This window comes from Streptococcus infantis, assembly GCF_047460685.1.
GTDB lineage: Bacteria > Bacillota > Bacilli > Lactobacillales > Streptococcaceae > Streptococcus > Streptococcus infantis_AD.
Map to the genome: position 1 here is coordinate 36,532 of NZ_JASHFS010000007.1, position 25,854 is coordinate 62,385.

Consider the following 25,854-nt stretch of genomic DNA (forward strand, 5'->3'; position numbering starts at 1 on the left):
TTAAGTCTAATATTGTCATAAAAACATTTTTATGAAATTCCCATCCTTAGAGTTATTTCTTTTCTCCATATTCTCAAGCAAATGTTTTTCCGTCTCAGGTGACCAATAAATTATCAACTTATCCTTAGCTCTAGTAACTGCCGTGTAAAAAATACTGTGGGTTATATTCTCCTCAGATTCATTTGTGATAACAACTTTCACAGAATCATACTCTAAACCTTGAGCTTTATGAATTGAAGTTGCGTAGGCAATTTGAAACGGTACTACTGTAGTAGGATCATTAGAGTCAAAATCCGTACTTTTGTATTTATTTACTAAAAATCGAATAACTGTCTTGCCATCTTCGTCATTCCCAATAAAGTCAATATCTGAACAACTAGTAACATCAAGGGAGGTGAGCGACAAATCTTTAAGCTTTATATCAAATGTGATAGAATGTTCTTCAATTTTTATATCATGAATAGTCCCTTTGATATTATTATATATTAGAGGAGAAAATCTCGGTGAATCATTAAATAGGATAGGATCACCGACTTTATACCCCGCTGAACCCCAAGGTATACTTGTAGAGGGATTTTGAGCTTGCATAAATGTATTTATATTATTTACTCCATATAGCCCATCATAATTTAAGCAAAGAACCACCTCATCTTGATTGGTCGAGGAGAATAGGGATGGGTCTAGATTACTAGAAAAATTATTTCTTGATAGATGTTCTAAAATATCCCTATCATTATTCCTTATTTTATCCCATACTATTAACAAATTTTCTTTATCAGTTCTATATGTATTAGTTAACTCATACCTGCTGTTTGTTATATGGTATTGTGCAATATCAAACCAATTACCAAACCGAATCGACTCTATTTGATAAGTATCACCTACAACAATTAGAAGTTCAAACTCTATATTTCCCAGAACTTTTCTAAAATCAGAATTACTAATTGTACTACTCTCATCAACTATCAATACATCGCACTTCAACATTCCCTGCCTTATTATCTTAGCCACTGTACTAAATTCTGAATTTGGAGCATCAACTTTTCTTTTTAAGTTATCTACAGCAGTGTTTGTATTAGCTAAAAATAATTTATTTTTTGCTGAGAAGTAATTTGAAATATAGTTTATTAACGTTGATTTCCCAGTCCCTGCAGCACCATAAATTAAGGCTACTTTAGATTCTTCAAACATCTTGATCAAACAATCTCTTTTAACATCGTCATCAATAGTTCCTGGTCTTTTTTGCAACCATGATTGAACCGAATACGAATAACCCTTGACACCGCCTGCGGCCAATTTCTTTAATCTATTTATTATATATACAACATCATCTTTATAGCCCTTAATGAACACATGTCCTTTTTCTAAGAGTAATTTTCTATGTTGGTGCGTACGATACAATTTAGAATTGTATATTCGTATCAAATCAGAAATATTTTTAAAATCCGTGATTTCTTTTATGGGGGTAAAAAGCTGTCCTCTAATTTCCGAATTGTTCTTTATAAATCTAGCAAATAGTTCATCCTCTTTTTCCTCTGACGGTATACAAGCCAAAAGATCTGATAATCTGGGATTATGATTTTTTAAGCTAGAATCAAATGGAATCTTATCAAACGGTATACATTTCCAATCTAATCTTAAATGAGATAACTGATGGTTCCCGCCTTTCAAAAACTTTTCAGGAGCATACTGCTCCTTTAAAATTTTATTATTCATAGAAAACAATAGATATCTGATGACATTTGCACCACCTTGCTCATTTCTTATTAATTCTCTAACTCTATCTAAAAGTAAAAATATTCTTGGTTGCCTAGTATCTTTCAAAATTATCTTCTTCGCTGCAATATAAAGACTATCACTTAGTTCGATCAAAGTAACTAAGTTCATCCTATATTGGCGTATAAATTTCATTAAATTTTGATATTCTTTATACGACGTTTGAATGTCAGGTATATCAAATCTCAATATATCTCTTAGTTTATTAAACTCACATGGTCTAATTGAAACCTCCCAATTATCTATAATTAGAATGGGCATTGTTATTCCTAAAATATCAATATTTACTTTTTTTACCCATAACAATGTTGCATAATTAGATAAGATATATTTATCCGTAAACGCAATTAGTCTATCTAATTTTGATGACTGATCATTCGCAATAGAGTATGTTACTTCATAGTAAACTCTATTGTTTATAAAAAACGGCTTTACTTTGTGAATATAATACCTATCACTATATGAAACTCTTTCAAAACCAATTGTTGAATCATTTATTACTTTAGAAATTGATTTATAGTACTCAGTTAATTGTGAATCTTGATACATAGGAAACTTAGCCAAATTATGTAAAACATCAAAATCTAAATTCTCTTTTAAATAATTCTTAATTTGCAATAAGTAACTATAGTATTTTAACATTAGTCTTTCTGAATTATTTTCATCTAAAGTATAATGAGAAGCAGAAATTTGTAATAATTCATGAAACTCTCTAATAAAAACATATTTAGAATTTTTAAAAATATGTCTTATTCCAGATTCTATATTGTGATAAGATACATCTGCATCCTTATTCTGATCGACACAATAAAGTTTCAGGGAGATATGTTCCACAAAATTTCTGAGTTGAGATAACATATTCTGGGATAGAAAACCTCGGTCCTCTATTTGAGCAATATTTCGACATAAGACGTTATCTATATTTAAAATAGCAGTATTTAAATCTGTCACAGGAGCCTACTTTCACTTAAATATTATCATAATAAAAAATTTGAGTTTGATATAGAAAAACTTAACTAGTTATTAGTTAAAACTTCTTCTTTGATACTGAATCTCACACATATTTAACTTTAATCACAAGTTATATCTTCTCTATCACTAAAAACTGACACATAAATTATCTATCTTGCTATTATGCTTCCCTTCCCAGATCATACTGCCAACTACACTTTTTGTTTTCATATTTTTACTCAAATTCTTCTTTCCCAATCCACACAGATGGATAGTGATCTAGTGTATTCAAATCCGTATCTAACGGTAGATCATAGATAGCTAAATAGTTTTCAGGGTATTGTGCAACTAGATCTTCATACTTAGCTTTGACCTTTTCGTGATTGCTACTAGCATATAAGACTTCGACAACTGCTCCAGTCTTATCCTTTTCAATAAATGCATTTACGATGATTTGAATCATAAAAATTGATCAAATTCGAATACTGTATTTCGTTTTAGAAAATACGAGTACTCATGTTCCTTTCTATTTTATAATATTAATAGTTGACATTCTATGTTAAATCTACGAACTTAATATTATTTATTTGCTAGTCACAATAGTTTTATAAAATATAAAACAAAATCTATATTATGAACCGATAAAACCACAACTAAAAAAGAGAAGTCTGAATAATGTTATCTTGCTTATTAGTTGTTACAATAGTTTTATTGGTTGTAATCCGACTGTATTTTTTATTTACTTTTTCTTTTATTGATTGCATTTTTTTATCAAATTCAAATATGCTATCTAACGAGTAAAGAGGAAAAGCTTTTTTTTCTGCTAACAATTGTTGATTTAAAGAAATAGCGGAATCATTTGAAAAATATACTTGCCATCCCTTGCCATTCTTAAAGAGAGTATGATCAAGAACGGCTAATGCTCTATCTTGTTCTAATGCTTTATAGGTTGCATGTCTGCTTCCGCCACTATTTGATGATTCGATAGTAATTGTTCCTAAACTCATACCACTTTGCCATTCATCACGTTCAACCAAATAGCTAGGCCTTAAAGTTGTTCCAATAGGATATTCAGATACCAGAGTTCCACCATTACGTAAAATGTCATCAGCTAGTGGACGGTTTACTTTAGGATAAATTGGAACATCTAATCCATGAGCTAAAATAGCTATAGTTTTACCATTTGTAATACTTGCCATTTCATGAGCCAAGGAGTCACACCCTACAGCTAGTCCACTGACCACTGTGTAATCTAATTTAGATAACTGCTCTGTAATCCTTGAAGTCATCTTTTGGGCAAAAACACTGGGTTGCCTAGTGCCAATTACTGCTACTTTTTTAGTATCTGTGAGTAACTTTATATTCCCTTTAACAAATAATACTAGTGGTTTCTTAGGTAAAACAGCTAGCTCTTTAGGATACTCAGCATCTTTAAAATTAATCGTAGCTATTTTCTTTTCTAAACTATTGTCAATAATTTCTTTCGCTTTATTACATTGAAAATCCCAATTTGACTTAGTCAAATCAGTTCTAATTAAATTTTTTAGCTGACTAATCTTACTACCAGAAATATCCTCAAAAGTGAAGTCATAACTTCCTCTTTTAGAAAAAACATCTTCTAAAAAATCAGCAATTCTTTTTCTTCCCATCCCTTTGAGCCCACTCAAGGCAATAATTTTAGTACTTAAGTCATAATTCTCTATCATGTTTTTCTACTTTTTTTAAAATTAGTTATCATCGAAATTAATTTGGGGTTCTGCAACTAAAGAAATGGCATTATCAAAATCCTTTAACGAGTACATCCCTGAAGTATTCTTCTTCAGAAAATCTAATAATTGTTCTGGATTATGAAACACATGATCCGCACCATAGTCTCGACCAAATCTATAGTGGATTCCCCATGTAACTAAGACTGTTTCAAGTCCAGCTGCTTTATATGCAATAATATCATTTTTGGTATTTCCTATTCCAATAATTCGTGTAGGCTCTATCGTATCTAGAGTAAGTCCCACCCCATTTTTAATTGTTTCAGGAGATGGTTTCAAATATTTGATTGTATAATCATCAATTTTTGTTTCAAAAGTCGGAACCAGCCAACAACATTTTTCATAGTTAGTATATTCACCGTTAGTTTTATAACTAACATATTTGCACCCATCACCCTCGTCCTTAGGAAAAATTTTCTTTCTTAATTTCTCTTGATAAAATAGTTTTTCCATTAAATAATATCTATTTGATATAATTTCATAAATCATTCCATCATTAGCAAGAAACTCAAATATCCCTTCCAAACCTGGATAAATAGAATATATTGGGGAGGCTCTATAAAAAGTTTCCCCATTTTTGAAATATTTGTTTCCTTTCTTAAGCTTCATCTTATCGTTGATTGTGCTTTCAAATTCTACATTCCTTTTTCTTGAATCAACAATTGTCTCATCAAAGTCCCAAATTATTAAATCTATTTGAGAATTTGATCTAGGATTTTCAAAATGCTCATATTTCTCAACAATACTATTCCATTTCTCGACCTTTTGATGTTTATAAAGAGAATAATTCACAATTTTTTCTTTTGGAACTCCTTTATTGATAAGATATTTGTCAACCATTCTAAAAGAACTTCCGGTAGTTGTCACATCGTCAATTACGACTACAAAGTCAAATTTCTCCCACCAAAATTCACCTACTCCTTGCAATTCTAATCCTTTTGTAATCTCATCAAATAAAATTTGACGTTTTCCATTCTCTATATGAGTCTTATCCTTTGTTATGGTTCTTATTAACTCAATTTCTTGATTAGGATTCATTATCTTGGCTAAAATTTGAGGAATATTATAGACACCACACTCAGAACTAGGAATCCCCAAATAGCATATTTTATTATATTCCAAATTTACAAATTCTTGAAATCTTTTTTCAAATTCATTGAATTTAGTTTCTAATTTTTGTAAATCAAACTTATTATTAAAATCAAATTTTTGTTCTCCATTTGATTGATTACGTTCAGCAAGAAGTGTTTTATCAACAATTGAATACTTTGTTTTTACCAGATAAAAGTTATTCTGCTGCTCAAATTCCATGTTTTGTTCTCGATTAAATAGAGAACCATAAAAAATTGGTAGTGGCAGACCTTCTTCAACAAAATCAAACTGATGAATATTAAATGATTTCATCAATTCCTGTTCATATATTTTATTATCAAATGTCATATATAGCTGTTTCTCCTAAAAATCAATCCCTTTCCCAAACTCCTCAACCTTATCCGGTTCATCACTAAACAAAGTCACATGTCCCATTTTGCGGTTGTGCTTCGCTTCTATTTTACCATATAAGTGGAGGTGGGCGCTTGGATTTTCTGTGACATATTTTTCAGCAGCTTCAACGTGTTGACCGAGAACATTGAGCATGACAGCTGGAGCATGTAATTCTATTTCTGGCAATGGCGCTCCAAGAACACCCAGAATATGGGTATCAAACTGAGAGAAATCACAGGCTTCGATTGAATAGTGACCTGAGTTATGTGGGCGTGGGGCAATTTCGTTGACAATGATGTCATCAGCTGTCGCAAACATTTCCACACAAAGTGTTCCAGACAAGTTCAGCTGTTCAGCAATTCGCACCGCCATGGCCTTGGCTTTATCTGCCAAACGATCCGAAATGCGGGCTGGCACGATGGTCTTAGACAGGATATTGTTGCGGTGGATATTTTCCTGAACTGGAAAAACCGTCACATCCCTACCATTCCCTGACACGATGACAGAAATCTCAAGGTCAAAGTTGACAAATTCTTCCAAAACACAGTCAGCTGAATCCGCTAGTGCATAGGCTTCTTCTAAATCTTCCGCTGAGCGAATGACCTTTTGTCCATGCCCATCGTAGCCACCTGTCGCAGTCTTGAGGACATAGTTTTTCGATAGGTCAATATCTGCCAAATCTTGGCTTGAGGTCACAACCTTGTAAGGTGCAACGGTGACTTTGGCCTTGTTTGAGAGAAAATCCTTTTCAAAAATACGATTTTGAGAAATGCGGAGCAAGTCCGTTCCTTGAGGGAGTTGCCCATCCTTGATAACGGCATCCAAACCGTCAGCATCGACATTTTCAAATTCATAAGTGAGAACATCACAGCGGTCCGCCAACTGACGGAGGGCATCCACATCGTTATAAGGTGCCACGATGATTTCCGCCACGCGAGAGGCCGGGCAATCCGCAGCAGGATCAAGTGCAATGACCTTGTGACCCATGTAAATAGCAGAAATGGCCATCATCTGACCAAGCTGACCGCCACCGATAATTCCGATTGTTTTAGATGAGCTCATTTGTAGACTCCTCTGCGATTTTTCCTTGTTCTTCTGCGAAATCTGCCAAAGCTGTCGCGATAGCCTGATCCTCTACTGACAAGAGACGGAGGGCAAAGAGGGCAGCGTTAGTCGCACCTGCTTCACCGATAGCCATGGTTGCGACTGGCACACCACCTGGCATCTGAACGATAGAATAAAGAGAATCCACACCGCTAAGGGCCCGTGACTTGACGGGTACCCCAATAACTGGAAGAGTTGTTTTAGCAGCAACCATCCCTGGCAAGTGTGCAGCTCCACCCGCACCAGCGATGATGACTTTAATGCCACGACTACGTGCTTCTTCCGCATGTTTGAACATGAGGTCAGGTGTCCGGTGGGCGGAAACAACTTTCTTTTCGTAAACAACGCCGAAGTTGTCGAGGACTTCTGCTGTTTTTTGCATGGTTGCCCAGTCGGATTTGGAGCCCATGATGATGGAAATAATTGGTTTAGTCATAATTTTTCCTTTTTTTCTTTTTTGATAATGGTCTTAGGTGGTGGGGACGGAAGCAACCCTTCGGTTTCATTCCTAAACTTTGAGCCTAAAGTCTCAAAGTTTCCCCGACCAGAACAGATACTGTTCTGGTCTTTTCCCCACGGAGACCATTATCGTGTTTGGCGACTGCGTCGCTTTTTCTTATATCTTTATCGAATTGCCTTGCTTCCGATATCGTTTCGATAGAAGAGGCCTTCTGTGTTTTGTTTGTCGAGTTGGCTGTAGATGGTGTTTTGGCTGTCTTTGACGGTGTCTGCTGTTGTGACCAGCATGTAGACACGTCCGCCGTTTGAAAGAAGGTCTTGTCCATTTTCAGCGAATTTGGCACCGGCATAGTAAGTGATGATGTCACCCTCTGTCTTGGCTGGAAGTTTGACCCCCTTCTCATAAGCGAGTGGGTATCCGTTTGAGGCTACAACAACGCCTAGTGTCACACCCTTATCCATCCAAGTAATTGCTGGCTCTTTGCCATCCAAAATGTCCGTGATATTTTGTGCAAAATCTGATGTCAAGCGAGGCAAGATGATTTGCGTTTCTGGATCTCCGAAACGAGCGTTGAACTCGATAACCTTAGGTCCATCAGCTGTCAGGATAAGCCCCGCATAAAGAACACCCAGATAAGGACGCCCTTCTTGGATCATCCCCTCAAGGACTGGCTTGACAATAGTGTCAACCGCTGTGTCAACCACGCTCTCTGGCAAGTGAGGAACTGGCGCATAGGCACCCATACCACCCGTGTTAGGACCCTTATCGCCATCATAGGCACGTTTGTGATCCTGAGCCGTTGGCATGATGTAGAACTTGCCCCCATTAACAAAGGCAAAGAGAGAGAATTCCTCACCTTCAAGAAACTCCTCGATAACCACACGCGCACCTGAGTCACCGAATTTATTGTCCAAAAGCATCTCGTGAGCAGCTTCGACTGCTTGCTCGACTATCTCCGCAACGACAACACCTTTCCCAAGGGCCAAACCGTCTGCCTTGACTACGATTGGAGCGCCTTTTTCTTCGATATAGGCCTTGGCTTCCTCGAAATCTGAGAAGGTCCCATAGGCTGCTGTCGGAACATCGTATTTGACCATGATTTCCTTAGCAAAATCCTTGGACCACTCCAACTCCGCTGCCAATCTTGTCGGACCAAAGGCTTTGAGACCAGCTGCATTGAACTCATCCACAATCCCAGCCGCAAGGGCGTCATCTGGACCAATGAAGGACCAGGCAATATCGTTGGCTTTTGCAAACTCAATCAATTTAGAATGTTCGGAAATAGAGATATTTACCAATTCCAGACCATCCAGAGTCATCCCGTCATTCCCAGGAGCTACAAAGACTTTTTCAACGTCTTTTGACTCAAGTAACTTCTTAGCAATGGCATGTTCACGACCACCCGATCCGACAACTAATAGCTTCATCTTTCAACCTCTTTTGCGAATTATTTACTAATATTATAACACAAACGTTCGTTTTAATCTTGTTTCACTCCGCATTTTTAAGCAAAAAAGGAAAGAAACTGTTTTCTTCCCTTTAGTGTTCTTAATGTCTAAAATGTCTCACTCCTGTGAAGACCATAGTCAAGCCGTATTTATCCGCAGCTTCGATAGATTCTTGATCACGGACTGAGCCTCCTGGCTGGATGATAGCCTTGATACCTACTTTAGCGATTTCTTCCACGTTATCCGCAAATGGGAAGAAGGCATCTGAAGCAAGGACTGCGCCGTCCAGACGGTCTTTAGCTTGGTCAATGGCAATACGAACAGAGGCCACACGGTTGGTTTGACCTGGACCAACACCAAGTGTCATGTGGTCGTTGGTCACGATAATTCCGTTTGATTTGACATACTTGATAGCCTTCCAAGCGAATTCAAGAGCTGTCGCTTCTGTCTCAGTTGGTTGGCGTTTGGTCACCACTTGCCAGTCAGCTGGACTTTCTTTGACCACGTCTTGGTTTTGTACGAGAAGCCCACCAACCACACCTGTGTATTCTGCTTCCACTTCGCTAGCCTCTTGAGCGTCAAATGGCAAGGCAAGGATACGCAAGTTTTTCTTTTTGTTGGTCAAAATGGCTAGCGCTTCATCCGTATAGCTTGGTGCGATGATGATTTCAAGGAAAACACCGTGCATCTTCTCAGCAGTCGCAGCATCCACCTCACGGTTGAGAACGACAATACCACCAAAGATAGACACTGGGTCAGACTCATAAGCGTAATCCCAAGCAGTTTCGATGTCATCAGCTTGACCGATACCGCATGGATTCATGTGTTTGAGAGCCACAACGGTTGGACGGTCTTTGAAATCACGGATGATACGAATGGCAGCGTCCGCATCGCGGATATTGTTAAAGGATAATTCCTTACCGTTAAGCTGTTTCGCTGATGCAATTGAGTAATCTGTTGGCAAAGCTTTTTGATAGAAGTCAGCGTCTTGTTGAGGATTTTCCCCATAGCGCATAGCCTGCTTAAGGTCATAGGTCAAGGTCAGTTTTTCAGGTTTTACTTCACCCACTTGAGCTGTGAAATACTCTGCAATCAAGGCATCATAAGCCGCTGTGTGACGGAAAACCTTGGCTGCCAGACGTTGGCGAGTTTCGTAAGTTGTTTCGCCATTTGCTGCCAATTCGTCCAAAACCACAGCATAGTCAGTAGGATCTACCACAACTGTTACGCTAGCATGGTTTTTAGCCGCTGAACGAAGCATGGATGGCCCGCCGATATCGATGTTTTCAACTGCGTCAGCATAAGTCACGTCTTGTTTGAGGATGGTTTCCTTAAATGGGTAAAGGTTAACTACAACAAGATCGATAAGCTCAATCTGATTGTCCTTAGCCGCTTCCAAGTGGCTATCCAAGTCACGACGAGCAAGAAGCCCTCCGTGGATATTTGGGTGGAGAGTCTTGACACGACCGTCCATCATTTCTGGGAAACCAGTCACATCGTCGATGGCAATGGTGTCCACCCCAGCATTGTCAAGGGCAATCTTGGTCCCACCTGTAGAGATGATATCCCAACCAAGTTTTTTAAGTTCTTGGGCAAATTCTACAATGCCCGCTTTGTCTGAGACGCTGATTAAGGCCTTTTTCGTCATTCTATTCCTCTTTCTTTAGATCCAAGCGCATAGCGACTTCGTTATTTTCTTCTATAAATCCTGTTTCCTGAAAACCCAAACTAGTCAGTAGGTGCTTCATTTTTTCATTTCCAACCACATAATCTGCGATAATATGATTGCAAGTGCTATCCATCTGAGCCTTTTTGATCAAAACTTCCAAGGCTTTTCGTCCATAACCTATTCCTTGGTACTGCTGGCCAATCATTATCCTCCAGATAAAGTATTCCGCTTCATCCTTATCTATTTCCAACAGGAGAAAACCAACTACAAGCTTATTCCAATAGATTGCCATTGGAAACACATCCCCATTCTCTCGGTAGAGCCATGCGTCAGCTAAAGAGCGTACATTTGGAGCCACGAAACGTGCTCGTTCATCAGCGTCAGATATTTTCAAATCCAGCACTGCCTGAAAACTGCTCTCATCTACTAATTTCATCTCAATCATTTTTTCTCCTAGCAATATTGCATAATCAAAACTTGATTTACTTTTTATCTACTCTCCACTCCCAAATGTTCCAATACTTCTGGATAAAGTTTGTACTCTGTTTCGTGGATGCGAGTCTCGAAAGTATCAAGGGTATCCCCTTCAAGGCGTGGCACACGGACTTGTTTGATAACCTTACCGGTATCAACACCAGAGTCCACCCAGTGAATAGTCACGCCAGACTGGTCAACGCCTGCATTCCAAGCATCCTCAATACCATGAGCACCTGGAAATTCGGGGAGATAAGCTGGGTGAATATTGATGATACGGCCTTCATAAGCTGCTAGCAAGGTTGGACCGACGATTTTCATGTAGCCTGCAAGACAAACCAAGTCAATCTGGCGTTCATCCAAGAGATCGACGATGGCTCCTTCATAGTCTGCCTTGTTTTCAAACTCCTTGAGTTCAAAAGCGTAGGATAATACCCCAAGATTCTCTGCACGCTCAAGTACATAGGCATCCCGATGATCTGAAAAGACAAATTCTACTGGAAATTGTTCTGCAATCACCTGAAAGTTTGAGCCGTTGCCAGAGGCAAAAACAGCAATCTTTTTAGCCATTATTTAATCACCACACTTGCATCTGTCTTCTTGACAATCCGACCGATTTCATAGACAGGTTCGTCGAGAAGTTCTTTGACACGTTCCACATTTTCTGGTTTTACTGCAAGCATGAGACCAATCCCCATGTTGAAGATTTCAAACATTTCTTCGTGTTTGATTTGGCCATATTTTTCAAGAGCTTTGAAAATTGGAAGAACTGGAACCTTGCTTTCATCAATTTCAGCAGCCAAGTCATCCGCGAACATACGTGGTACATTTTCAATGAAACCACCACCTGTGATGTGGGCAATACCGTTAACCAATTCTTCTTTGATGAGTGGCAAAGCTGCTTTGACATAGATACGAGTTGGTTCCAAAAGGACGTCCTTAAGTTTTCTACCTTCCAACTCTGGGAGAACTTCTTCCCCTGTGTAATCAGCAAAGACACGACGAACAAGTGAGTAACCATTTGAATGTATTCCGCTTGAGGCAAGTCCAAGAATCACATCTCCGTCAGCTACTTTTGAACCGTCGATGATTTGAGATTTTTCTGCAACACCAACAGCAAAACCAGCCAAGTCATAGTCATCTTCACCGTACATACCAGGCATTTCAGCCGTTTCACCACCGATAAGGGCTGCACCAGCTTGCACACAACCTTCAGCCACACCAGCAACAACTTGTTCTAGTTTAGCTGGTTCATTTTTACCAGTTGCGATATAGTCCAAGAAGTAAAGAGGCTCTGCACCTGCAGCGATGATATCGTTGACACACATGGCCACACAGTCCTGACCAATGGTATCATGCTTGTCGTACTTGATAGCCAGCATAAGTTTGGTTCCGACACCGTCCGTCCCTGAGATCAAAACAGGTTCTTTGACACCTGTCTTTGAAAGATCAAACATGCCACCGAAACCACCCAGAGCTCCCATAACACCTGCGCGTTCTGTACGAGCCACGTGTTTTTTGATCCGTTCAACAACTTCATAACCCGCTTCAACGTCCACACCCGATTGCGCATAAGCATTTTTATTTGTCATTTTATTCATTCCTTTTCTTTTTTGAGAAAGACTACGACGTATTTTTAGATAAACGATTATTTTATCTAAAAATACTAGTCAGGTCTCTAGCTTTGGTCCCATAGGAGAAAGCGTCTACTGACAAATGCTTTAGCTTTTAGTCAGTAGTGAGACGTGGAGCGTATGCATTCTTATTTGTCATTTGTTTATTCCTTTTCCTTTCCTCCAATGGGGAATTTTATTTGTAAAAACTCGTTTTTTCTTCTAAACTTCTACGATATTCTTCTTCATAATCATAGAGAGGAGTTGGATATTTCCCATCAAAGTAAGCGACACAGAGACCGCCATTTGGCGCATCTGTTTCGATGCCGATAGAATCAATCAAGCCATCAATAGAAAGATAAGTCAGACTATCCGCACCAATGATTTGGCGAGTCTCTTCGACCGTATGATTGGCCGCAATCAGCTCCTGACGTGTCTGGATATCAATCCCGTAGAAACATGGATAGGCAAGAGCAGGACTACCAATGGCAACGTGTACTTCTGATGCCCCCGCTTCTTTCAAGAGTTGGACAATGCGACGTGATGTTGTTCCTCGTACAATCGAATCATCAATCATGACCACGCGTTTGCCTTTAACGACACCAGAAACGGCAGACAATTTCATCCGAACCCCTTGCTCGCGCAATTCTTGAGTCGGCTGGATAAAGGTCCGTTGCGTATATTGGTTCTTGATGAGACCCATCTCATTTGGCAGACCAGATTCTTCCGCAAAACCCATAGCGGCACTGAGTGAGGAGTTTGGTACCCCAACTACGATATCAGCTTCATGCTTGAATTCACGTGCCAATTGAGCTCCCATTCGCTTACGTGCCGTATGAACATTGACTCCGTGGATGTTAGAGTCGGGACGGGCAAAGTAGATATACTCCATGGAACAGATTGCCAGCTGAGTATCGTTTGTATAGCTGTCATACTGGATGCCATTGTCATCAATGATGACAATTTCGCCTGGTTTCACATCGCGAATCCACTCAGCACCGATGACTTCAAAGGCACAGGTTTCAGATGAAACCACTACTGCTCCATTCGTCATTTTCCCGATTGACAGAGGACGGAACCCGTTTGGATCAAGCGCTGCAATTAACTTATCTTCAAACATCAAGAGATAAGCAAAACCACCTTTAACAAGACTGAGGGCTTCCTTAATTTTACCCATCAGGTTTGGATTGTGGCTACGGCGAATCAAGTGAGCCAAGATTTCTGAATCAGAAGTCGAGCTAAAGATTGCTCCTCTTTGTTCCAATTCTTTCTTGAGAGATTCTGCATTGGTCAAATTCCCATTATGAGCCAAACCAAACTGCATATCGTGAAAGCGAAAGAGGAAAGGTTGGATATTGTCTACAGAAGCTTCTCCCGCAGTCGCATAACGCACGTGTCCAATCGCTCCAGTTCCTGTCAATTTATCCAAATTCGCAGGATTTTTGAAGACTTCTGATAAAAGCCCCATATCACGATGACGCTTCAATTTCCCTTGGTCATTGGAGAGGATTCCTGCCCCCTCCTGACCACGGTGCTGAAGACTATGGAGTCCAAAATAGGTCAATTTGGCAGCGTCTGGGTGACCCCAGATACCAAAAACACCACATTCCTCATTAAGAGATTTTACTTCGTATGTCATTTTATATACCTAATTTTTATTTGTGTATCATTCCTTAACGATACTAGAGCGGAATGATACGGCAGAAGCTCGTTTCACTCGCAACAATAAATCATTTGCAATTGTCGTAAGTTAGATCTACTTGATTTTACATTTACTGATGGTTATCTATTAGAAAATCTGCAAAACCTATTTCCCAGTAAAATATTTAACCGCTGATGCAAAGAGATATTGGTCTTTATTCCCTGGAATATTTTGGAAGAGACCGTCTTCGAAACGTTCTGAGTGCCCCATCTTACCAATAATTTGACCATTCTTACTTGTAATACCTTCAATCGCATTGACAGATCCGTTAGGATTGTATTTAGAATCCATGCTTGGTTTGCCATCAAAGTCAACGTATTGGGTAAAGATTTGACCATTGTCACGAAGCTCTGCGAATTCCTCAGCTGTCACGACAAATTTACCTTCACCATGTGATACTGGGATGGCATGGATATCACCAACCTCAACTCCGGCAAGCCATGGTGAGTTGGTGTTGGCAATACGTGTCTCAACCATCTTGGCCACGTGTTGGTTAGCATCATTGTAGAAGAGGGTTGGACTCGTGCTACTTACATCTTCAAAGTTTCCATATGGAAGAAGACCTGATTTGACAAGGGCTTGGAATCCGTTACAGATACCGATGATCAAACCACCACCTTCGATGAAGCTATCAATGGTTGCACGTACTTTTTCATTGAGCAAGATGTTGACGATGAATTTAGCTGATCCATCTGGTTCATCCGCTGCTGAGAAACCACCTGCAAAGAAGATAATGTTAGCTTTTTCGATATTGTCAACCATAGTATCAACAGACTTGACAATCGCTTCTTCATTAAGTGTTACAAATGGTACCAAGTTGACTTTTGCACCTTCTTTTTCAAAGGCTTTAGCTGAATCGTACTCAGAGTTCGTACCTGGGAATACTGGGATGTAAACCACTGGTGTCTCAACTGTTTCTTTAACTTTGATCACAGCATCTGATGCCACAGCTGGTACTTCTTCCAACTCAGTTGCTTGTGCAAATTCCGTTGGGTAAACCTCTTCCAATTTACCTTGGAAGGCACTGTCAAGCTTGTGTCCATCAAGCGTTACATCATTGACAGAAAGTGTAAAGTCAGCTACTGTTTGTCCAATCTTGGCAACACCTGCAATGTCTTCAGGCGATGTGAAGACGAATCCACCCAATTGAGCTGTCAAGCTAGTGTCAAGGTCTGCTAATTCGACGTTTGCACCAATATGGTTACCAAATGTTGCAAGGGCAAGAGCTTCAACCACACCACCATATTTGACAGCTAATGCAGATGTGACTTTATGGTCAGCTTGAATTGCTTCAAATTGAGCAAAGTTAGACTTGATAAGATCAAAATCAATTTCTTGTGCCAAAGCTTGACCTGGAATATAGTAAATATTTTCACCAACAGCCTTAAATTCTGGAGAAAGAACCTTACGGCTATCTGCAGTTGTTACCCCAAAAGCAACCAAGGTTGGTGGTACGGTCAATTCTTCAAAGGTACCAGACATAGAGTCTTTACCACCGATAGATGGCAAACCAAGTTGAATCTGAGCTTCAATGGATCCAAGGAGAGCAGCTACTGGTTGACCAAAACGCTCTGCTTGTTTATCCATACGCTCGAAGTATTCTTGATAAGAGAAACGAGCCTTAGACCAGTTGGCACCAGCAGCAACCAAACGAGCGCTTGCTTCGATAACCGCATAAGCAGCACCATGGTATGGAGACCATTCTGCTACATAAGGATTGAATCCTTGCGCCATAACAGAAGCAGTTGTAGTCACGCCATGTTGAACTGGCAATTTCTGTACAGAAGCTTCAGTTGGTGTGATTTGGTAGCGACCACCAAGTGGGTGGTTAACTGTTGAACGACCAACTGAGCTATCAAAGATGGTTTGTAAACCTTTTTGACTTGCATGGTTAAGGTCAGCCAAGACTTCAAGAGTATCAGCTTCAAGGGTTTCAGCAGATGTTTGACGTTCTTCTGGAAGCTTGACATCCTTGTCAACCACCTTAGCATCTACAACCACACGTACACCGTTTGTATCAAGGAAACGACGCTCCAAGTCCACGATTGTTTCACCATTCCAGTGCATGACAAGATTTGGTTTTTCAGTTACTGTCGCCACCACAACAGCATCAATATTTTCTTTGTTACATTCAGCCACGAAGGCATCTACATCTTCGGGACGAACCACGACAGCCATACGTTCCTGAGATTCAGAGATAGCAATTTCTGTACCATTCAAACCTTGGTATTTCAATGGCACTTTGTCTAGGTCAATTTCAAGACCATCAGCCAATTCACCGATAGCCACACAGACACCACCAGCACCAAAGTCATTTGATTTCTTGATCAGACGTGTCACATCCCCATTACGGAAAAGACGTTGAATCTTACGTTCTTCGATGGCATTCCCTTTTTGAACCTCAGCACCAGCTGTTTCAACAGATTCAACCGTTTGAACTTTAGAAGAACCTGTCGCACCACCGACACCGTCACGTCCAGTCTTACCACCGAGCAAGATAATCACGTCACCAGCTTCAGGTTTTTCACGGATCACATTTTCCTTAGGAGCCGCACCGACAACGGCACCTAGCTCCATACGCTTAGCAACGAAACCTGGGTGGAAGTATTCACGAACATAAGTTGTTGCAAGACCAATTTGGTTCCCATATGAAGAATAACCATGAGCCGCTGTTTTAGAAATAACCTGTTGTGGCAATTTACCAGCACGAGTTTCTGAAATCGGCGCTGTAATATCACCAGCACCTGAGATACGCATGGCTTGATAAACGTATGAACGTCCTGACAATGGGTCACGAATGGCACCACCGATACAAGTAGCCGCCCCACCAAATGGTTCAATTTCAGTTGGGTGGTTATGAGTTTCGTTTTTGAACATGAGAAGCCATGGTTCTTTCACACCATTAACATCCACTTCAATTTCAACTGAGCAGGCATTGATTTCATCAGACACTTCCATGTCATCCAAACGACCATTGGCACGCTCATAGCGACCAAAAATAGTGGCCATATCCATCAAGGTTTGAGGTTTCTCGGTACGTCCCAACTCATCACGCATGGCAATATACTTGTCATAAGTCGCTTGCAATTGTTTTTCAAATTTAGAAGCTGAGAAGTCGATGTTTTTCAACTCAGTCTCGAAAGTTGTATGACGGCAGTGGTCTGACCAGTAAGTATCCAAAACCTTTAACTCAGTCTCAGTTGGTACACGTCCAATTGACTTGAAGTAATCTTGAATGAAAAGAAGGTCATCTACTTCCATGGCCAAGCCTTGCTCAGCCTTATACTTGGCAAAATCTTCTGCCGTATAGCTTTCAAAGAAATCCAAGTTTGGAATGGTCTTGTCAGACTCAGAGAAATTCTGTTTCGCAATGCCAACAGTGATATCTTTGAAACGAGAATCCACTGGGTTCAAAAGGTAGTTTTTGACAGCTTCCAACTCATTTGCATCAATATCCTTGTTAACCAAGTAAAGTTGCGCTGTGTTCACTGTTACATCATTTGAACTACCAAGCAAAAGCAAAGCTTCTTGTGAAGATGCCGCACGTTGGTCAAATTGACCAGGCAAACTTTCGATGGTAAAGAAAGCATACTTCTCAAGATCAGCTTTAACCACAGCCTCGTCCAAAACAGTATCAGTCACTTGCTCAGAGAAGATGTGTTTTTCCGCACGCGCAAACAAGTCCTCTGCCAAACCAAAAACATCGTAAACCTGAACAATCCGAAGATCCTTCAAAGTTTTCAACTGAAGATTATGCTGTAATTCTTTTACTAAAGAGTCCGATTTCACACGAAAATCAGCTTTTTTCTCAACGAAAATACGTTTATCCATTTTAGTTCCTTTATTTCTATTCCAACAGGCTATTGAAGACGAAGGTTTCCCGCTTCAACCAACTTATTTCAAGTCTTGCAACTTCTCTAACACAACCTGATATACATCCGTTAAACTGCCTAAATCTCTACGGAGTGAAAAGGTCTAGTAGACCTTTTCAGCCTGAGTCCTTTTACTTGAAAGACGAAGGTTTTTCGTTTCAAACAACTTATTTCAAGCCCTGCAATTTCTCCAACACAACCTTATATACATCCGTTAAACTGCCTAAATCTCTACGGAAAACATCCTTGTCCATATGGTGCCCTTCAGCATCCCAGAGGCGGCAGTTATCTGGTGAGAATTCATCTGCCAAGATAATCTTGCCATCCTTATCAAAACCAAATTCCAGTTTAAAATCGATCAAGCGAAGACCAATTTGTGCAAACCAATCTTTCAGCAATTCATTGATACGACGCGTTTCTTCCTTGATATAAGCAATTTGCTCATCGTTGGCAATATTCAAGAACTTGACATGCTCATCATTGATGAATGGGTCATCCAAATCATCGTTCTTGTAGTAAAATTCAACGATTGGAGTTTCCAGATTCAAACCTTCTTCCACACCAAAACGTTTTGAAAAAGAACCCGCAGTCACGTTACGAAGGACAACCTCCAAAGGAATGATGGTAACTTTCTTGTTAAGTTGTTCGGTATCAGAAATACGTTCGATAAAGTGAGTAGCTACACCAGCAGCATTCAATTTTTCAAAAATAAGAGACGAAATCTGATTATTCAGCATACCTTTACCCTCAATAGTCTCTTTGCGAGCTCCATTCAGCATGGTGGCCTGGTCCTTGTAGACCGACTTAATCACATTTTCGTCTTCTGTAGTATAGATATCTTTAGCTTTTCCCGTATAAATAAGTTTACTGGACATTTTTTGTTCGCCTTTCGTATTACTTTACATCATTCTAACACAACAGATACTAAAAATCAAATATTTCACGAACTATATTTGATATCATATCTGAAAAAGTACAGAAAAATCGCAAACGAATTTTCATTTGCGATTTTCTAAGATTGATTTGAATTAGAATGCGAACCTTATTCTCGTTTCAAAAAGCGGTCAAGATAGTAGCGTAAAAAACTCTTCCTACCTGTAATCATAGTCAAACGACCTTCAAGTCCATAACGAAGTTTTTCTGCTTGTTCAGCATTCAAATCCGTCTCTGCCTCTAATTTAAAGAAATTACCCTTTTCTGTCTGAGTCGCACTGGTATCGATATTGGTAATCTTGGATGTCAACACTAGCTGCTTATTGGCATCCGTTACCGTTGTAAATCGTACCTCATTTCCATGCTTGAGACCAGCAACTTCCTTAGAACTGATATAAGCTGTTAGTTTTGCCTTCCTCTCTTTAGCCAACTGCGGAAAAAGATGAGCGAGGATCGTTCCTTCTGGAATGATGGTAGATCGACTATGCTCAGGATTCAAATGTAGAACACCATCTTCTGTTGCTGTAATTTTCCCCTTCTCTAAAAGATTTCCTTGAATCTTTTTACCCGACTCCGCTTCAAGAATTTTCTGATCCAAGAGCGTTAATTCCTGACCTACCTTGGCTAGTTGCTGAGATTTTAATGACTCCAACTGACTTCCTAATCCAGATGCATAAGCTTGCTGGGCTCCTGAACCTGCATACTGTACTCGATAACCTGCAAGAGTTGACTCCAACTGAGTGATTTGAGCATCTATTTGAGATAGGGCCTGCTGTTTGGATTCCGATCCCTGCTCTTTTGTTGACTGATAAGACTGATAAATAGCATAAGCTGGATGATCACTCTCTAAGTGTCCATCACCCTGAATGGCAGACTTGGCTTGCTGATATTCTTTAATTTTGGACTGGGTTTCGCCAATGATATTGCCTAATTCTGCCTGACTACCACTGGCTGCTGCATTTTGAGATGATATACTAGCATTTTGTTGCTCAACCTGACTCCGCAGACTAGCAGCTTGATTTAGATAATCTAAAAAACTATGCTGATAGCCAAATTTGTCTGCTTCTGGAAATTGATCACTTCCTGCTTGAAGGCTTGCTTTTAAATACTCCATTTGAACCTTCTGATCCTTGAGCATTTCCAACTGACTAGCATAATTCTCAGCCTGCACTGCTTCTGCTCCCTCTTGGTATTGAACGAGAAGTTCTCCCTTCTTGACCAACTTATTTTCTTCCAAATGATTGGCAATAATGCGATTGTTGCTAGTTGACTGGATATTGGCAAGGATGCGACTAGGTTCGACAGTAGCCCCAGCTGTCAAGCTTATCTCCTTTTGTGCAAAGATTGAAAAGACTAGCAGAAACAAAAACAAGATAAAACTCGGAAAAATCACATAACTAGAAAAATTATGATAACGACGATTATAAAACTCCGCACTTTCTAAAAATTCTGATTGCATCTTTTCTCCTCTCTAACTATTCACCAAATGGGCATAAAAGCCACCCTGTGCAAGCAAATCGGCATGATTTCCTTCTTCGACAATCTTGCCCTGATCCAAGACAACAACCTTCTCTGTCCGCTCAGCAATGGTCAAGCGGTGAGCAATGAAAATCAAGGTTTTATCTAAAGCCATGAGATTATCCACGATTCGCTTCTCTGTCAAAATATCCAGACTGCTAGTCGCCTCATCCAATATCAAGACAGGCGCATCGGTCAAGAGAGCACGCGCCAAAGCGATCCTCTGACGTTGCCCACCTGAAATGCCCGCTCCATCCGAAGTCAATTCTGTCTGGTAATTCAGTGGCATGCGCTCAATATCCTCCCGAATCTCTGCCAACTCCACTGCTCTCAAGATATCCTCCTGGGTCGTCCCCTCCTTAGCTCCGAGGAGAAGATTCTCCAAGATCGTTCCATTAAAAACGTAGGGTTGCTGAGGCAGATAGTTGATATACTGGCGCAGAGCCTTTTTATCAATCTGATTGAGATTGATGCCACCCAGGCTAATCTCCCCCTGACTTGGATCGTAAAAATTAACCATCATCTTAGCCAAGGTCGTCTTACCTGATCCTGAAATTCCCACAAAAGCCACTTTAGAGCCTTGTGGAATAGTCAGATTGATGTCCGACAAGACATCTCGACCATAGCCATATTTGTAGTGAACCTGCTTGAAAGTCAGATCTCCTTCTAGAAAGCTCAAATCTGAGACTGTTTTCTTTTCCTCAAACTCAGATGCAACCAGATAAACTTCATTCAGACGGTTATTGGCTACCTGCGCTGTCTGAAGTTTGGTTTGCAGATTGATGATATTCTCCAAAGGATTTGTAAAATAAACAAGCAAGGTATTATAGGTGATCAACTGGCCCAAACTCATCTTATTGTCCATAACTAGGAGAGCCCCCATCCAGAGAATGCCAACATTGAGCAAGAGCTGGGCAATCTTTTTCAGAGCCTTTTGCTGACTTTCTGCCCGACTGTAGGTAAAAGATTTTTTTAGATAATCCACAAATTCCTTGTCAATCTTTTGGTAACGTTGACTTTCACTGGTCAAAGACTTGATGGTCTCAATGCCATTGATGTCCTCAATGATAGAAGAAGACAGAACCGCATTGGCTTCCATGGTATCCCGATTCATCTTTTCAAAGGGCTTCATAAAAGCAAAGATAATCACTGTGTAGATAGGAAGAGCTAGTAAACTCATGAAAAAGAGATTGCTATTCTGCGAAAATAGAACTACTGAAATAATCAAGACAATAGATACATCCAAAAAGATTGACAGAATAGTCGAAGCCAGCGCATCAATGATACTATTTGCATCCGTGAAACGAGACACGATTTCCCCTGTCCGTCGTGTCGCAAAAAAGGACATGGGCAAATGAAAAACATGCTTGATATAAGACAAAATCACATCAATGGACAAGCGTTGCCCCAAAACAATCAAGAGATACTCCTGAGCATAAGATAAGATTTGCTGAAGAACATAAACGATGACTAGCCCTATTGAGATAATGCCCAAGGTTGAACGCATCTGATCTGGTACATAAGTGTCAATGATTGATTGAAGATAATAAGAACCCACAATGTTAATCAAGGTTACCAAGAGGGTCGCCAAAACGATATTAACAATCAAACCTCGCTGTTTCACTAATATAGGGATAAAGGAGAGAAGGCCATTTTTTTGTTCCTTATGAGGCTTATAAGTCGGAGATGGTGCCATAAAAATAGTGATCCCTGTCCACTCCTTAGCAAAGCGCTCACGAGAAATCTTGGTCAGCTTAACACTAGGATCTGGATCAGCAATATGAATATTGTTCTTGTCCTGCCCAGTCACCACATAATAATGGAGCATTTTCCCTTCCTTAAGCACATGAGCCACAAAAGGAAAAGTTACATCCGGCAAATCAAACAAGGTCATGTCCGCCTTTATTGCTCGCGTCTCAAAACCAATCTCCTCAGCAACCTTGACTAAGCCTAAAGCCGTAGTCCCATCCATGGTCGTCTTGGCCAACTCTCGCAAGTGAGCCAGAGAATAATAACTACCATAATAACCAAAGACCATGGCCAATGAAGCTACACCGCAGTCCATCTGATCCACCTGCGGACGATAATGACGTTTCCCAAATTTCATATCCTACTCCTTTTCCTAACAATCTCCAAAGAAAACTTTGTAAGATTATTTTATACAAACAAAGAAGCAAAAAGAAAATTATTTCTAAAAAAACAATAACTGCACCTGAACAGCACTTTTTCCTAAATAAAAATAGGTAGAACAAACGTCCTACCTAGAAAATATAATGATTAATATTTCTTACCTTTTCCAATTTTTTGTCAATCATATAATGAAAACAAGGGTGGTACAAGATAGTTTTTTCACTCATTGTCACCTTAAAGCTTAGACCAGCAAGTACTTTAAAAAGCAAAAGATTCATCAGAAATAAGAAAAGGAATGTTAGAAAAATTTTTTAAGTCTTATTTATTGCCATCCTGATTATCTTCTTTACCTCTTATTTTCTGGATAGCATGATATTTTACCGCTATGTAAATGATTAAAAAAAGTAGGGGATAAGAGAATAAATCTGAAAGTTCCATGAAATTTACACTATACTTTCCTAGCAATAGTTTAAAATCCATTAAAACTTGCATGATAGAAAGTACAATACGTACTAGCAGAAGCAGCCCTAATAATATCACTTCTTTTTTAAACATACGAATATCTTTCTAACTAAAATCAGACAACAGTTCATCAGCTTAACACCCCAATATTCCCCAAGATTGCCCTAATACTGGAGCCACAAAGTTCAGATTCATTTTATCATCCTTTATCATATTTTTCTTCACTTCTATAAAGTAAAATAAATGCCATCAAGAATAGTGAAATTGTAGGTATGTCAAAATTTTCAAACCATTCAGGTAGATTTATTTTGTTTACATCAGCGACTATTCTAACAATGATATAAACCATCGAACTGCAGCATACAGTAAACTCTAGCCAAGCTTTTTGTAACACTTGAACGACTTTCATCTCAAACCCCAATCTGATGTTCCATCAATTTCCAATCTTACTTTCTTTTGTTTTGTACTTATATCCTACATAAACCAACCCAAGCAGAATTGGATAGGCTTATAGATAAAACAAGGTATTGATCGGTTTTTTCAGAATCAAATACGTTACAATATAGATAATGACTGACACGATAAAATAACCTTCAGCAAATCCCAATAAAAATTTTTTCATAGCAGACTCCTATTTATCTGACAAGAATGGCAGAGTTTTTCCGCCATTCACACGCACAAAATCTTTTCATTCAGATTCATCATTTATAGTTTGGATTATTTTTTGACAAATCGTTGCAAAAAATCCCAAAATAGCCTGAGGCAATCAATCCAACTAAATACCATTTCCAATCAAAGGATAACAACGAACCTGTACGAATTACATGAAGTACGAGATTGAGACCCATTGCCACCAAAGGAACTATGGTAACAATGTATTGAGATCAGTGTTGCGATTCATACTTGATTTTCTTTTACGATTTGCCACAAATTTTTAAATTAACGTCTACTTCCCAAATGACGCCCATACATATAGGTAACGACTCCTAAAACACCCCAAGCCACTGCTGTAGAAGTAGTAACAATGAAACCTCCCTTAGTTACAGCCAAGTCTTCCTCTGTCATAATAGCAAATTTTTCATCCAGTTTCTTCATCTTTCATCTACTCCTTTTTAAATAATACTAGCTAATCCAATAGCTACTCCAACCAAAAGTCCTACTATTCCTGAGGCTGATATAATTATAGCCGCACATTCTTCTGAGATATTCATTTATTTCTCCATTTTTTTAGTTCTTATTTCATTGATAACAACTAAAAGATGATTATTCTATAGCATTTGCCACATACTAATAATAGTTCTCTTTAAACCTTGTCTTTACCTGAATCTAAATAACTCATCATCAAAATAAGCATCGGAACAAATAACTCTGTTTGGAAATATTTTTCAACATTAAAGGTGATTACATGTAAATCCCCCAATATACAAAGCACTCCAAAAATAATTAAAAAGGCTCCCATTACATTTTTTAGATTTTTCATACAAGTTCACTTCTATCCAAATTTACGTTTTAAATCTTGACCAATTAATCGACCACCAAGGAAAATTGCCAATCCTGCACCAACCGTGGCTATGGTAATTGATCCACCTTCTGTATTCATCAATTCTTCTTCTGTCAATTCTGTCCATTTATTTAAATTCATTTTTTCTCTCCTTATTATTACATAAAATAGCCCCAAGCAATACCACCAATTAGTAAGACACCTCCTACAACTACGGCGGTAACCGACCCCCCATCCACTTCCATTAGCTCTTCTTCTGTAAGAGCTACAAAGTTCTGTTCCATTTTGTCAAAGTTTGTCATCTTTTTTCTCCTTTATTTTTATAGTTTTTTGTTTGCAATTTTTAACCTTTAAACCATTTTAAAAGCCAAATTGGATAAATAACTGAAATAATCATTTCTAATCTCCTTCCTTTTCTTCTTACTTATCTATTCGAAAAATAATTTAAAATAAATTTATTTATTTCAAAAACCACTTAATTAACCATGGATACAAGCTTGGTATAAACATGAAGTAATCTCCTTCCTCTTCTTCTCACTTGTCTATTCGAGAAATCATTTTAAAATAAACAATTAAATCAAATTTATTTTAAAAACCACTTGATCAACCACGGATAAAGACCTGTCACATACATCAGCAATCCTCCTTTTTTGTTCTTATCTCTTTATTCGTAAACTCAACTATAAAATTTCAAAATCTTATCTTTTTCGAAAAACAAAAAAACAACATGACTTGCATGTTGCTATATGTTAGATTTTATCTTTAATGGCTTTTAATACATCTGCCACACTTTGAAGATGGTCGATTTCTTCATCACTGATTTCAATTCCAAATTCATCCTCAATGGTTAGTACGAATTCCATCAAATCTACCGAATCAGCATCCAAATCATCCTTCAAGCTCAAGGCCTCTGTGACTACAAAGTCTTCTCCTTGACGTTCTTGGATGATGGTCACGATACGGTTAAAAATTTCTTTATCTGTCATATAT

At 39.0% G+C, this 25,854-nt stretch carries 23 protein-coding genes and 1 pseudogene; all 24 read right to left on the reverse strand.

Translation table 11 applies throughout. From position 1 onward, the window contains the following. Positions 1-15: 15 nt before the first annotated feature. The gene (locus tag QM917_RS04470) at positions 16-2,727 is read right to left on the reverse strand and encodes an ATP-dependent DNA helicase (protein ID WP_414285030.1); all 2,712 of its coding nucleotides are present in this window, start codon (positions 2,725-2,727) and stop codon (positions 16-18) included. A 235-nt stretch (positions 2,728-2,962) separates the two neighbouring features. Beyond that, complete coding sequence (locus QM917_RS04475) at positions 2,963-3,190, reverse strand: phosphoribosylaminoimidazole carboxylase (protein ID WP_414285032.1); 228 nt, start codon at positions 3,188-3,190, stop codon at positions 2,963-2,965. A 190-nt stretch (positions 3,191-3,380) separates the two neighbouring features. After that, the gene (locus QM917_RS04480; RefSeq protein WP_414285033.1) at positions 3,381-4,433 is read right to left on the reverse strand and encodes a DNA-processing protein DprA; all 1,053 of its coding nucleotides are present in this window, start codon (positions 4,431-4,433) and stop codon (positions 3,381-3,383) included. Positions 4,434-4,454: 21 nt separating this feature from the next. Continuing rightward, a complete protein-coding gene (locus QM917_RS04485; protein WP_414285034.1) occupies positions 4,455-5,933 on the reverse strand; it encodes an HAD family hydrolase in 1,479 nt (492 codons plus the stop codon). Positions 5,934-5,948: 15 nt separating this feature from the next. Beyond that, positions 5,949-7,040 carry a 5-(carboxyamino)imidazole ribonucleotide synthase gene (gene purK, locus QM917_RS04490; RefSeq protein WP_414285036.1) on the reverse strand — a complete coding sequence of 364 codons (1,092 nt, stop codon included), beginning with the start codon at positions 7,038-7,040 and terminating at the stop codon, positions 5,949-5,951. Then, positions 7,027-7,518, reverse strand: a complete 492-nt coding sequence (purE, locus tag QM917_RS04495; RefSeq protein ID WP_414285038.1) for a 5-(carboxyamino)imidazole ribonucleotide mutase — start codon at positions 7,516-7,518, stop codon at positions 7,027-7,029. Before purE ends, purK begins: the two co-directional genes overlap by 14 nt. Positions 7,519-7,706: 188 nt before the next feature. After that, a complete protein-coding gene (purD, locus tag QM917_RS04500) occupies positions 7,707-8,969 on the reverse strand; it encodes a phosphoribosylamine--glycine ligase (RefSeq protein ID WP_414285040.1) in 1,263 nt (420 codons plus the stop codon). A 121-nt stretch (positions 8,970-9,090) separates the two neighbouring features. Then, positions 9,091-10,638, reverse strand: coding sequence for a bifunctional phosphoribosylaminoimidazolecarboxamide formyltransferase/IMP cyclohydrolase (gene purH / locus QM917_RS04505; protein ID WP_414285042.1), 1,548 nt, complete (start codon positions 10,636-10,638; stop codon positions 9,091-9,093). A 1-nt stretch (position 10,639) separates the two neighbouring features. Next, positions 10,640-11,104, reverse strand: a complete 465-nt coding sequence (locus QM917_RS04510; RefSeq protein WP_281335550.1) for a GNAT family N-acetyltransferase — start codon at positions 11,102-11,104, stop codon at positions 10,640-10,642. A gap of 44 nt (positions 11,105-11,148) precedes the next feature. Next, positions 11,149-11,703: a phosphoribosylglycinamide formyltransferase gene (purN, locus tag QM917_RS04515; RefSeq protein WP_281335551.1), complete on the reverse strand. Its 555-nt coding sequence runs from the start codon at positions 11,701-11,703 to the stop codon at positions 11,149-11,151. Next, positions 11,703-12,725 carry a phosphoribosylformylglycinamidine cyclo-ligase gene (gene purM / locus QM917_RS04520; protein WP_371607953.1) on the reverse strand — a complete coding sequence of 341 codons (1,023 nt, stop codon included), beginning with the start codon at positions 12,723-12,725 and terminating at the stop codon, positions 11,703-11,705. Before purM ends, purN begins: the two co-directional genes overlap by 1 nt. A 217-nt stretch (positions 12,726-12,942) precedes the next feature. After that, on the reverse strand, positions 12,943-14,385 hold the full coding sequence (gene purF / locus QM917_RS04525) for an amidophosphoribosyltransferase (RefSeq protein ID WP_414285045.1): 1,443 nt from the start codon (positions 14,383-14,385) through the stop codon (positions 12,943-12,945). Between the two features lie 168 nt (positions 14,386-14,553). Continuing rightward, on the reverse strand, positions 14,554-18,279 hold the full coding sequence (locus tag QM917_RS04530) for a phosphoribosylformylglycinamidine synthase (protein WP_414285047.1): 3,726 nt from the start codon (positions 18,277-18,279) through the stop codon (positions 14,554-14,556). Between the two features lie 208 nt (positions 18,280-18,487). Beyond that, complete coding sequence (gene purC / locus QM917_RS04535; protein ID WP_371607956.1) at positions 18,488-19,195, reverse strand: phosphoribosylaminoimidazolesuccinocarboxamide synthase; 708 nt, start codon at positions 19,193-19,195, stop codon at positions 18,488-18,490. A gap of 167 nt (positions 19,196-19,362) precedes the next feature. Then, on the reverse strand, positions 19,363-20,712 hold the full coding sequence (locus QM917_RS04540; RefSeq protein WP_414273059.1) for a bacteriocin secretion accessory protein: 1,350 nt from the start codon (positions 20,710-20,712) through the stop codon (positions 19,363-19,365). A gap of 12 nt (positions 20,713-20,724) precedes the next feature. Next, positions 20,725-22,878: a peptide cleavage/export ABC transporter ComA gene (comA, locus tag QM917_RS04545; protein WP_371607958.1), complete on the reverse strand. Its 2,154-nt coding sequence runs from the start codon at positions 22,876-22,878 to the stop codon at positions 20,725-20,727. Between the two features lie 341 nt (positions 22,879-23,219). Continuing rightward, a complete protein-coding gene (locus QM917_RS04550) occupies positions 23,220-23,456 on the reverse strand; it encodes a hypothetical protein (protein WP_315640244.1) in 237 nt (78 codons plus the stop codon). 106 nt (positions 23,457-23,562) lie between these two features. Next, entirely contained in the window at positions 23,563-23,772 is a 210-nt protein-coding gene (locus QM917_RS04555) for a bacteriocin immunity protein (protein ID WP_315640242.1), read from the reverse strand. Between the two features lie 24 nt (positions 23,773-23,796). Next, positions 23,797-23,985: pseudogene (locus tag QM917_RS04560) on the reverse strand (hypothetical protein). A 317-nt stretch (positions 23,986-24,302) separates the two neighbouring features. Next, positions 24,303-24,458: a hypothetical protein gene (locus QM917_RS04565; RefSeq protein WP_162837517.1), complete on the reverse strand. Its 156-nt coding sequence runs from the start codon at positions 24,456-24,458 to the stop codon at positions 24,303-24,305. 208 nt (positions 24,459-24,666) lie between these two features. Further along, positions 24,667-24,843 carry a hypothetical protein gene (locus tag QM917_RS04570; protein WP_000793176.1) on the reverse strand — a complete coding sequence of 59 codons (177 nt, stop codon included), beginning with the start codon at positions 24,841-24,843 and terminating at the stop codon, positions 24,667-24,669. A 12-nt stretch (positions 24,844-24,855) separates the two neighbouring features. Next, on the reverse strand, positions 24,856-25,005 hold the full coding sequence (locus QM917_RS04575; RefSeq protein ID WP_311522410.1) for a class IIb bacteriocin, lactobin A/cerein 7B family: 150 nt from the start codon (positions 25,003-25,005) through the stop codon (positions 24,856-24,858). Positions 25,006-25,022: 17 nt separating this feature from the next. Further along, complete coding sequence (locus QM917_RS04580; RefSeq protein ID WP_075229712.1) at positions 25,023-25,166, reverse strand: class IIb bacteriocin, lactobin A/cerein 7B family; 144 nt, start codon at positions 25,164-25,166, stop codon at positions 25,023-25,025. 447 nt (positions 25,167-25,613) lie between these two features. Then, positions 25,614-25,850 (reverse strand): acyl carrier protein, encoded by a 237-nt coding sequence (locus QM917_RS04585; protein ID WP_311522409.1) that lies wholly within the window; start codon positions 25,848-25,850, stop codon positions 25,614-25,616. Positions 25,851-25,854 lie beyond the last annotated feature (4 nt).